Origin of the sequence: Nocardioides sp. NPDC059952 (assembly GCF_042730435.1) — a bacterium.
Classification (GTDB): Bacteria; Actinomycetota; Actinomycetes; order Propionibacteriales; family Nocardioidaceae; genus Nocardioides.
The window spans coordinates 19,152-28,719 of the sequence record NZ_JBHWLY010000078.1 but is presented as its reverse complement, the minus strand read 5'-3'; the positions used below and the strand labels follow the sequence as shown (position 1 = coordinate 28,719).

Annotated in this window: 10 protein-coding genes; 7 read left to right on the top strand and 3 right to left on the bottom strand. The window is 68.9% G+C overall.

Features of this window, described 5'->3' with window-relative positions:
- The first annotated feature begins 140 nt into the window (after positions 1 to 140).
- Genes ACFV9G_RS25315 through ACFV9G_RS25285 form a run of 7 tightly spaced genes read left to right on the top strand, consistent with a single transcriptional unit; the run spans position 141 to position 5,836 of the window.
- Positions 141 to 608 (top strand): hypothetical protein, encoded by a 468-nt coding sequence (locus ACFV9G_RS25315; protein ID WP_378731222.1) that lies wholly within the window; start codon positions 141 to 143, stop codon positions 606 to 608.
- On the top strand, positions 605 to 910 hold the full coding sequence (locus tag ACFV9G_RS25310; protein ID WP_378731220.1) for a hypothetical protein: 306 nt from the start codon (positions 605 to 607) through the stop codon (positions 908 to 910). Before ACFV9G_RS25315 ends, ACFV9G_RS25310 begins: the two co-directional genes overlap by 4 nt.
- Positions 907 to 2,697 carry an alpha/beta hydrolase gene (locus tag ACFV9G_RS25305; protein WP_378731218.1) on the top strand — a complete coding sequence of 597 codons (1,791 nt, stop codon included), beginning with the start codon at positions 907 to 909 and terminating at the stop codon, positions 2,695 to 2,697. The genes ACFV9G_RS25310 and ACFV9G_RS25305 overlap by 4 nt, the downstream gene beginning before the upstream one ends.
- Complete coding sequence (locus ACFV9G_RS25300; protein ID WP_378731216.1) at positions 2,694 to 3,197, top strand: hypothetical protein; 504 nt, start codon at positions 2,694 to 2,696, stop codon at positions 3,195 to 3,197. The genes ACFV9G_RS25305 and ACFV9G_RS25300 overlap by 4 nt, the downstream gene beginning before the upstream one ends.
- A gap of 20 nt (positions 3,198 to 3,217) precedes the next feature.
- Positions 3,218 to 4,141: an alpha/beta fold hydrolase gene (locus ACFV9G_RS25295; RefSeq protein WP_378731214.1), complete on the top strand. Its 924-nt coding sequence runs from the start codon at positions 3,218 to 3,220 to the stop codon at positions 4,139 to 4,141.
- Positions 4,142 to 4,144: 3 nt separating this feature from the next.
- A complete protein-coding gene (locus tag ACFV9G_RS25290) occupies positions 4,145 to 4,810 on the top strand; it encodes a TetR/AcrR family transcriptional regulator (RefSeq protein WP_378731211.1) in 666 nt (221 codons plus the stop codon).
- A gap of 48 nt (positions 4,811 to 4,858) precedes the next feature.
- Positions 4,859 to 5,836: a cytochrome c oxidase assembly protein gene (locus ACFV9G_RS25285; RefSeq protein ID WP_378731208.1), complete on the top strand. Its 978-nt coding sequence runs from the start codon at positions 4,859 to 4,861 to the stop codon at positions 5,834 to 5,836.
- Positions 5,837 to 5,852: 16 nt separating this feature from the next.
- Here the strand turns inward: ACFV9G_RS25285 and ACFV9G_RS25280 are convergent, their stop codons facing one another.
- The 3 genes from ACFV9G_RS25280 to ACFV9G_RS25270 all read right to left on the bottom strand — a co-directional run bounded on the left by ACFV9G_RS25280 (position 5,853) and on the right by ACFV9G_RS25270 (position 9,558).
- Complete coding sequence (locus tag ACFV9G_RS25280) at positions 5,853 to 6,923, bottom strand: ABC transporter ATP-binding protein (protein ID WP_378731206.1); 1,071 nt, start codon at positions 6,921 to 6,923, stop codon at positions 5,853 to 5,855.
- Positions 6,924 to 7,025: 102 nt separating this feature from the next.
- Positions 7,026 to 8,750, bottom strand: a complete 1,725-nt coding sequence (locus ACFV9G_RS25275) for a sulfatase-like hydrolase/transferase (RefSeq protein ID WP_378731204.1) — start codon at positions 8,748 to 8,750, stop codon at positions 7,026 to 7,028.
- A gap of 127 nt (positions 8,751 to 8,877) precedes the next feature.
- Positions 8,878 to 9,558, bottom strand: a complete 681-nt coding sequence (locus ACFV9G_RS25270) for a DUF1707 domain-containing protein (protein WP_378731202.1) — start codon at positions 9,556 to 9,558, stop codon at positions 8,878 to 8,880.
- Positions 9,559 to 9,568: the final 10 nt, after the last annotated feature.

Genomic DNA, 9,568 nt, shown 5'->3' with positions numbered 1-9,568 from the left:
CCTCCCGGTCCTTGCCGCGCTTCTCGTTGTCCCTCTTGTCTCCGAAGCGACCGCCCGTGACGCCAATTTGTTGCTATCTTGTGGTGCGACACGAGCATTGATGAGCGTCTCAGGTGTATGTCATTCGGGGAGGCATCGACGTGACGGACCCATTCTTCGCTGCGCTGCGGGCACGTCGCCCGGACGTCGACATCGTCATCCTGCCGCCGACCGATCCTCCCGGGCTCTCCTCCGAGGCGACGGCTGATGAGCTGAGCCGGTCATCACAAGCAGTGGACGCCACCGTCGCGGCCATCGCCGCCCGCATGCCGGAGCCGACCTCGGACGGACCCAGGTGGGAGGCGTACAACCGCGAGGACGTACGTCGCTGGGGCCGGCTCGAGGCGCGGACAGCGGACGGCGGCGCGATCATGGCCGGCCTCGATCAGGCGTTCCGAGACGTGAGGTGGCACTCCACGGTCGCGGTGAAGGCGTTCCATCGATGGACCGCTTCACAGGCGGATGTCCAGATCATCGGCACCTGGTCCGAGAGCCATCACGGGCTCGTGGTGACCGTGACCGGCCGGATCCTCCGGCCCGCTGCGGGCGTGCGGGAGGCGCTGGTATGACGCTGCACGTCGAACCCGCCAAGGTCCGGTCCACGGCTGCCGCGTGGGATACCGAGAATCTCCATCTCACCGCTGCGGCGAAGCAGATCAGCGGTGCCGGCGCAGGTGGTTTCACGCCCACCGTGTCGAGTCTCGTCGGGCAGTTCATCGAGGCCTGGCAGGCGATCGCGACGAAGTCCGCGCGCTCCGCCGAGTCCCAGGCCGACGGGCTGAGGAGCACCGCGATCGGCATCCTCGAGACCGACGCGAAGACCGATATCAACGCATCCTTGGTGCTGAGCAGCATCAAGGAGATCCGGTGACCATCACCGTCTCCCTGCCCCCGAGGCCGAGCGAGACGCCCGAGTTCACCGCGGACGGCCAGAAGGTGCAGGAGATGGGATCAACCCTGCGTACCTCCTCGTCGATCTTCGACGACCACGGCTCGTTCGTCGGCGGAAAGGCCAAGGACTCCGGCCTCCTGGACGGCCGGGCGGCCGCCGCGTACGGGCAAGCACTCAACCCCATCGGCAAGCACGCCGATGCCTGCTCGCTGGCGCTGCGCGCCGCGGCCAACGCCGTCCTCGGTCATGGCGACGACCTGGTCGACCTCGAGCGACGTCATCAGGATCTCAAGGGCGAACGAGAGCGCCTGGCCCGCCAGGTCGACGAGCTCACCGCCCGAGCCAACCCGCTGCCGACCGACGACGCCGAGCTGGCGACCCTCAAGTCGGACTGCGATCGCTGCACCAGCCAGGTCGAGACGTACGAGTCCGATCTGGTCAAGTGGGCCGAGGACCTCGAGGCCAGCGAGGAGAAGGTCGCGGCTGCGCTCCGCGATGCGATGACCGAGCAGCAGGTCGACCAGAAGTACGGCGGGGTCGCCGACCCCGCGGACGCCGCCAGGGACTCGATGCCGACGGGCAAGGATCCTGAGGCGGTCAAGGCGTGGTGGGACGGCCTCACCGACGAGCAACGAGCGGGCATGACCGCCGCGTACCCCGAGATCGTGGGGAACACCGACGGCATCCCGGCGGCGGCCCGCAGCGACGCGAACACGATCTCCCTCGACCGCGACCTCGCCGAGCTGGGCGCCATCCCCGAGGACCAGCGCACCGAGGACGAGCAGACCCGCTACGACAACGCGAAGGCCGCAGACGTCGCGCGTGACAAGATCGAGAGATCCAAGGACCCGATGACGAACGAGCACTACGACGCCCAGGTCTACATCTATGACCCGATGGCGTTCGGCGGCGACGGACGGGTCGCGATGGCGGTCGGCGACCTCGACACGGCGCGCAACGTATCGGTCAGCGTGCCGGGGCTGACCACCGACATGGAGTCGGCCCAGTCGAATGCCGAGAACGTGATCAATCTCCATCAGGCAGCGTCCTTCGAGGGCGGCACCAGCACCGCCACCATGTTCTGGATCGGCTACGACGCACCCAGCGGAGCGGACACCGCCGGTGTGGCAACCGAAGGCATGGCCACGGCCGGCGGAGAGCGGCTCGCCGACACCCTCGACGGCCTCAACGCCATGCGTTCCGACGAGTTCCACCTCACTGCCATCGGCCACAGCTACGGGTCGACCACCGTTGCCCACGCGATGACCGACCACCACCCCGGTGCCGATGACGTCGTCCTGCTGGGCAGTCCCGGCGCCGGCGACGATGCCGACTCCGCCGGCGACCTCGGCGTCGGGTCGGGACATGTCTTCGTCGGTACGAACAGCGAGGACCTCGTCGGCCGGTTAGGACAGACGGGATGGGTCAGCCCCGCGGCGCTCGGCGCGGGTGTGCTCACCGGCCCCCTCGGCGGCGTCGTCGCCCAGATGGCCGGCGCCGGCCTCGGCCACAACCCGGCCGAGGACGACTTCGGTGCCGTACGCTTCCAGGCCGAGAGCACCAGCAGAGGGTCGATCCCCAACATCGACGACCACGTCAAGTACTACGACCACGACACGGAGTCACTCGCCAACATGGCCCACATCGTCAACGGCCAGTACGACGAGGTCGTACGCGCCGGGCAGGTGCACGACCCGTGGTATCGCGGTCCGGTCGACCCCGAGAGCGACCGCACCCCGACCAGCCCCGACACGGACGGCCGATGACCGCCCGGATCCTGGCTGCGACGGCAGCGGCACTGACGATCCTGCTTGCCGGAGGATGTGGTGGAGTGAGCGACAAGACCTACGCCGAGCTCGAACAGCAGCGAGACGACGTACTCACGTGGGCGCGCGAGCTGTCGGCCGTCGCCTCGACGACACTTGCCACCTCGCCCGAGGACGCCACGGAGGCGTACGACGGCGTCGACCAGAAGGGGGTCTCGGACAAGTACAAGTCGTACAAGTACAACGTCCAAGCCGACTTCGCCGCGGAGCAACAGGACCCGCTCGACGCGCTGCGCGACGAGCTCGAGGAGTTCAGCCCGACGTTCAGCGGAAACTCGCTGCGGCTTTCGCACGGTGACCTGACCGCCCACTTCCAGACCTATCCGAAGGCCCCCGGGGCGGTCGGCCTCGTCGTCGAGGGGCCCCCGATCGAGATCGACCAGGAAGACATGAGCGACTGGGACGGCTTCGTCGTCGGCGAACCGGTCGACCTGCAATGACGACCCGGTAAAGTCTGTGTATGACCACCGCCGCCGAGCCGACCGAGTCCACCGCCTTCCTCCCCGGAGGAGTCGAGCTGGCCTACGACACGTTCGGCAGTCCCAGCGCTGATCCGCTGCTGCTGATCATGGGTCTCGGCGGCCCGATGACCTGGTGGAACACCGAGCTGTGCGAGCAGCTGGCCGAAGCCGGGTTCTACGTGGTCCGCTACGACAACCGCGACATCGGCCACTCCTCGCCACACCCGTCCGACGACCGGATCACGCTCGCCAGGCTGGCCCGGGCGTTCGTGGGCCTGCCGACCCCGTCGCCGTACGCCATGGACGACCTCGCCGACGACGCGGCCGCGCTGCTGACCCATCTCGGCATCGACTCCGCACACGTGTGGGGTGTGTCGATGGGCGGGATGATCGCCCAGACCCTCGCCATCCGCCACCCCGACCGGGTGCGCTCGGTCTGCTCGATGATGTCCACCACCGGGCGTCGCGGCGTCGGCTTCCAGCACCCGACCCTGCTGCCCGCGCTGGTCATCAAGAAGCCCGGCCTGGAGGGCTACATCGAGCGCCAGATCAAGGGCGGCCTCCAGATCGGCTCCCCCGGCTTCCCGGAGCCCGAGGACGAGGTACGCCGGCGGGCGATCGACACCTGGAACCGCGGCGTCAGCGGCCCTGCCGTCGCACGGCAGATGCTCGCCGTGCTCACCCAGCCCGACCGCACCGCTGACCTCGGGAACATCAAGGTTCCGTTCAGCGTCATCCATGGCCTGACCGACAAGATGGTCCACGTCTCCGGCGGCCGGGCGACCGCCGCGGCAGTCCCCGGCGCCGAGATCACCCTGTTCAAGGGCATGGGCCACGACCTGCCCCGAGCACTGTGGCCCGCCTTCATCAAGGTCGTACGCCGCACGGCCGACCGAGCCGCCGACCGCACCCTCACCGCGTAGCGGATGCGCGCCACGGTCCCCGAGGGCGAGTCGGGCTCGCTGCTCGCGAGGGCGCTCGCGGACGTCGCCGAGCCCATCGAGGACGAGGCGGTGACCGCGAAACTCCTCGACGCCGCCGCCGAGCAGTTCCGCCGGATCGGGATCAGGCGGACCACCATGGAGGAGGTCGCGAAGCGCGCCGGGGTCGCCCGGATCACCGTCTACCGCCGCTTCGCCAACAAGGACGCGCTGGTCGAGCAGGTCGTACGCCGCGAGTTCCGGCGCTACTTCGACCAGTTCGTGCTCGACATCGCCGATGCCGCCGACGCCGCCGAGCGCGTCGAGATCGGCTTCGCCAGCGCGATGCGGGCGATCCGCGGCAACCCGCTGATCGGGGGCCTGCTCACCGTTGAGACCGACTCGCTGGTGCACTCGATCGTCGGCGACGGCGGCCGCACCGTGGCCACGATCGCGCACTTCGTCGCCGGCCAGCTGCGGCGCGAGCAGCGAGCCGGCAACGTACCCGCCGAGGTCGAGGTCGACCTCGTCGCCGAGCTGATGGTCCGCACCACGACCTCGTTCCTGGTCACCCCGAGCGAGGTCGTCGACATCGACGACGAGGCGCAGCTGCGCTCGCTCGCCCGGCTGTTCCTGGTGCCGCTGATCGCACCCACCGGCCGCCCGGGATAGGCCCCGCAGAATCGCCCTCGCTCCCGCCCCGGGGATACCGTGAGCACCATGCACGACCACGGCTCCCTGCCCGCGCTCGGTTGGTCCGAGTTCTTCACCACCTGGAGTCTCCAGCCCGGCTGGCTCCTCGCCGTGGTCATCCTCGCCGCGGGCTATCTCACGCTCCGCAACGCCGCCGCTCCGGCCTCGACGGTCCAGGGCTGGCGGGTGGCGTCGTTCCTGACCGGGCTCGGCCTGATGTACGTCGTGGTCGCCTCGGCCATCAACGGCTACGCGATGGCGCTGGCCTGGATGCACATGGTGCTCCACCTGACGCTGATCATGGTCGTGCCGACGCTCCTGGTGCTCGGGCACCCGCTCACCGTGATCGCCGAGACCGGCCCGCGGGCCGAGCGGGCGATGCGCTCGCTCCCGGTCACCATCCTGATCCACCCGATCACCGGCACCCTGCTCTACTCGGTGGTCATCATCGGCACCCACCTGTCCGGGTTCATGGACGCGATGGCGCAGAGCACGCCGCTGATGGTCGGCGAGCAGGTGCTCTATGTCGTCGCCGGCTTCCTCTTCCTCACCGGCGCGATCGGCGAGGAGAAGGTGCGCTCCGACCTGCCCTATCTGGGCCGGATCGCGCTCCTCGTGGTCGGCATGGTGCCCGACACGATCGTGGGGATCGTGATGCTGCAGACCGAGCGCGACCTCTACCCGGTCTACTCCGCCGCGCGGCCCGAGTGGGCGCCCGACGCGGTGCGCGACATCCAGACCGCCGGCGGCCTGATGTGGGCCGGCGGCGACGGCGGCATGATGTTGCTCGCCATCGGGCTGGTCATCGCCGTCGTCTCCTCACCCAAGCGCCGGGTCAAGATGACCGGCCGCTTCCTCGATGGCGTACGCAGCAGCCGGCTCGCCCAGGAGAGCGCGCGTGGAATGCCCGAGGGCCCCGCCGAGCCGGGATCCGTGGATCCCGACAGCGACGAGGCCCTCGATGCCTACAACGCGATGCTGGCTCGGATGAACCAGCAGCACTGAGCGCGTCGGTTGAGCGTCAGTTGACGCGCAGGCCCGACTCGGTGTCGAAGACGTGGACGTCCTCGGGGTCGGTGGTGACGTAGATCGTGTCGCCCTTGCTGACGTGGTCCTTGGAGGAGACCCGGACGATCAGGGTCGACGGGACACCCTCGACGTCGCTGGTCCCGTAGACGTAGGAGTCGGAGCCGAGCTCCTCGACGACGGTGACCTGGACCGGCAGCCCACCCTGGCCCTCGCCGATGACCCGGAAGCTCTCCGGGCGCACGCCGATGGTGATCTCCCGCGGCAGGTCGGAGGCACCGACGGGGACGACGTACTCCCCGATCTTGGCGCCGCCGTCGGCCGAGGTGGCCTTGATCAGGTTCATCTGCGGCGAGCCGATGAAGCCGGCGACGAAGAGGTTGACCGGCTTGCGGTAGAGGTTGAGCGGGGTGTCGACCTGCTGCAGCTCGCCGTTGCTCATCACCGCGACGCGGTCGCCCATCGTCATGGCCTCGACCTGGTCGTGGGTGACGTAGACGGTGGTGATGCCGAGATCGGCCTGGAGCTTGGCGATGTCGGTGCGGGTCTGCACGCGCATCTTGGCGTCGAGGTTGGAGAGCGGCTCGTCCATGCAGAAGACCTGCGGCTGGCGGACGATCGCGCGGCCCATGGCGACGCGCTGGCGCTGACCACCGGAGAGCGCCTTCGGCTTGCGGTCGAGGTAGTCGGTCAGGCCCAGGGTCTTGGCGGCCTCGGCGACGAGCTTGTCGCGCTCGGCCTTCGGGACCTTGGCCATCTTCAGCGAGAACGCCATGTTCTCGGCGACGCTCATGTGCGGGTAGAGCGCGTAGTTCTGGAAAACCATCGCGATGTCGCGGTCCTTGGGCGCCACGTTGGTGACCTCGCGGTCGCCGATCCTGATGGCACCCGAGTTGACCTCCTCCAGCCCGGCGAGCATGCGCAGGGTCGTGGTCTTACCGCATCCGGACGGGCCGACGAGCACCATGAACTCGCCGTCCTTGATCTCGAGGTCGATGCCCTTGACCGCGGGCTCGTTGGCGCCTGCGTACCAACGCTGCGCCTTCTCAAATGAGACTGTTGCCATGATTCCTTTGTCTCCTTCACCGGCAGGTACGTGCCGGACGATCCGTTGTGAAGTGACCGAGGACACATTCCTCGGCGGAGACACCATAGCCCAGATTGGTTATCAGCGGGTCAAAGCCCGGCACACAGCTGGTGCGCAACCCTCGTAGGCGTTGAGCCGGCGCATCAGGTCACGGGCGTACGGCTTCGCGTGATCCTCGGCGAAGACGTTGCGGTCCTCCCACGGCCGGTCGTAGCGGTAGAGCTCGTAGGCGTAGTCGGTGCCCTTCCAGGACTTGTCCAGGTCGAACCGGACCAGCAGCCCTTGCGAGCCGCGCACCGCGATGTAGGACGGGATGATGTCGACCGTCCCGCCCGAGCCGCTGTCGAGGTCGACCTCGCCGGGGTGCGACTTGGCGTAGGTGTGCTCGAAGAACGCGTAGCGCCCACCGGGCAGCCGCGGCCGGCTCAGGGTGTCGGCGAACGAGCTGCCGGAGACGTAGGACGGGGTCGGGGCGCCGGCGATGTCCAGGAACGTCGGCGCGAGGTCGATGTTGTTGACGAACTGGCCGCGCTTGCCGGGGACCACGTCGGGGCCGACGACGACCATGGGGACACGCGTGTCGGAGTCGTACGGCGCGCCCTTGCCGCCGTTGAGCTGGTGCTGACCGAGGTGGAAGCCGTTGTCGGAGGTCAGCATGATGTACGTGTCCTCGCCCGCGGCCTCACGCACCTGGGTGATCATCCGGTCGATCGACTGCACCATCCGGGCGCGGTCGCGGTACTGGCTCAGCGCCGTCTCGTCGCTCAGCGAGACCTTGTTGGTGCGCCAGGCCGGCGCCGGCGACGTACGTCCCCCGCGGCCGAGGTAGGTCGGCGCGTTGTCCGAGCGGTCGTCGCCGTAGCCGACCAGGTCCTTCAGCGTCAGGTCGGCGCACTCGACCCGGCCGCAGTTGCCACCCGCGGGGTCACCGGCCGGCGCCTGGTCGGCGAATGCGGGCGGGAACCAGGTGTCCAGGCCCGGGTAGTGGTGACCGAGGCGCGAGTGCGGCCCGTAGGCGGCGATCTCGAGGAAGTAGGGCTCCTCCTCGTCACGGTGCGCGTTGATGAAGTCCAGTGCGTAGTCGCGGGTGACGTTCGTGGCGTACGCGGCATCCTTCTCCGGCACGGACGCGTTCCGTGCGGGCTGCGGGTGGTTGTGCAGCTGCACCTCACCGGCACCGTCGAGGTAGGTGGTCTGGTAGCCCCAGCCGCCGTAGGCGCCGCCGAGGAGCGCGTTCCAGGAGTCCCAGCCGGGCACCTTGGGCGGCGGGACCCGCTTGCCGTCGGCGCCGATGGTGGCCTCGTAGGCGTTGATGTACTTCCCGACGAACCCGGTCGTGTAGCCGGCCTCCTGCAGCCCGATGCTGAACTGCTTCTCGACGTTGCCGTAGCGCTGGAACGCCGACCATCCGCCGACCGGGTGCTCGGGGTCGTTCTGGGTGTTGGTGAGGACCTTGGTGTGGTGCGGGGTCTGCCCGGTCAGCAGCGCCGCGCGCGAGGGGCAGCACAGCGAGTCGATGACGAAGGAGTTCTGGTACGTCGCGCCCTCGGCCGCCATCCTGGTCGCCTCCGGCATCGTGCGGAGCAGCTCCAGGGAGAAGTCGTCCATCAGGATCAGGACCATGTTGGGGCGCTCGTCCGTCGTCGCGGCCAGCTCAGCCGCAGGTTCCTCGACCGGCGCGGCCGACGGGTCGGCGGCGGCAGAGCCGGCGGCGACGGTCTTCGGGCCGACGACCAGGAGCCCGGCGATCAGGGCCACGACCGCGAGGAGTCCGGCGCCCAGCAGCGCGCTCCACTTCGGATTCATCCCGAGACTCCTTTGTCTATTATTTAACTGCACTATATCTGGTTCAGAGAGGTTAGTGCCTCGTTTCCAGGCACGACGAAATGGGTCCGCAGAGCGGACCCGGAGGGGCGCTGCCCCGAGGTGTTGCTCAGTGCAGCTCGTGCGGCGGCGGCATCTTCAGGTGCCGGGAGCCCTTCGCTTCCTTCAGCGGCTTGCGGATGACCGTGACGCCACCCATCAGGGCCAGGCCCTTCACCCGCAGTACCGGACCGCCGGTCGGCTCGATCCCGCGCGGACCGACATAGCCGCCCATGATCCCGACGCCCTGCATCACGACCTGGACATCGGGGCCGACGGTGATGTTGACCCCGCCCATGATCGCGTTGGCGTAGATCACGGTCTCCTGCGCGGAGAACTGCGCCTGGCGCATGTCGAGCTCGGCACCGCCCATCAGAGCGATCACGTTGCCGGTCGCAGGCACCGTCCAGACGCCGCGCCGGTCGACGCCGCTCATGATCGCGACGTAGAGCTGGCTCTCGATCGGGGTCTGCGCGTAGACCGCAGGAGTCCTCCCGGTGGCGGGCTCGACCACCGGCACCGGAAGCGACGGGGTCCCCGCCGCCGGCAGGTCCACGGTGATCGGGATCAGGTCGGCGTACGTCTTGGCCTTGAAGGTCGCCTCGAGGCGGTCGTCGAGCTCGTCGATCTCCAGGCGTCCCTCGCCCGCGGCCTCGCGCAGGATGTCGGCCACCTTGTGGCGGTCGGCATCGCTGATCCGGAGGTTCGGATCAGGATTCTGGCCGCGGAATGGCTCGGGGGTCGTTCCCATGGGGCGAATG

Excerpts from the sequence above, each read along its gene's own strand:
- ACFV9G_RS25310 (WP_378731220.1), top strand. The coding sequence starts at position 605 with ATGACGCTGCACGTCGAACCCGCCAAGGTCCGGTCCACGGCTGCCGCG.
- ACFV9G_RS25300 (WP_378731216.1), top strand. The coding sequence starts at position 2,694 with ATGACCGCCCGGATCCTGGCTGCGACGGCAGCGGCACTGACGATCCTG.
- ACFV9G_RS25295 (WP_378731214.1), top strand. The coding sequence starts at position 3,218 with ATGACCACCGCCGCCGAGCCGACCGAGTCCACCGCCTTCCTCCCCGGA.
- ACFV9G_RS25290 (WP_378731211.1), top strand. The coding sequence starts at position 4,145 with ATGCGCGCCACGGTCCCCGAGGGCGAGTCGGGCTCGCTGCTCGCGAGG.
- ACFV9G_RS25285 (WP_378731208.1), top strand. The coding sequence starts at position 4,859 with ATGCACGACCACGGCTCCCTGCCCGCGCTCGGTTGGTCCGAGTTCTTC.
- ACFV9G_RS25280 (WP_378731206.1), bottom strand. The coding sequence starts at position 6,923 with ATGGCAACAGTCTCATTTGAGAAGGCGCAGCGTTGGTACGCAGGCGCC.
- ACFV9G_RS25275 (WP_378731204.1), bottom strand. The coding sequence starts at position 8,750 with ATGAATCCGAAGTGGAGCGCGCTGCTGGGCGCCGGACTCCTCGCGGTC.
- ACFV9G_RS25270 (WP_378731202.1), bottom strand. The coding sequence starts at position 9,558 with ATGGGAACGACCCCCGAGCCATTCCGCGGCCAGAATCCTGATCCGAAC.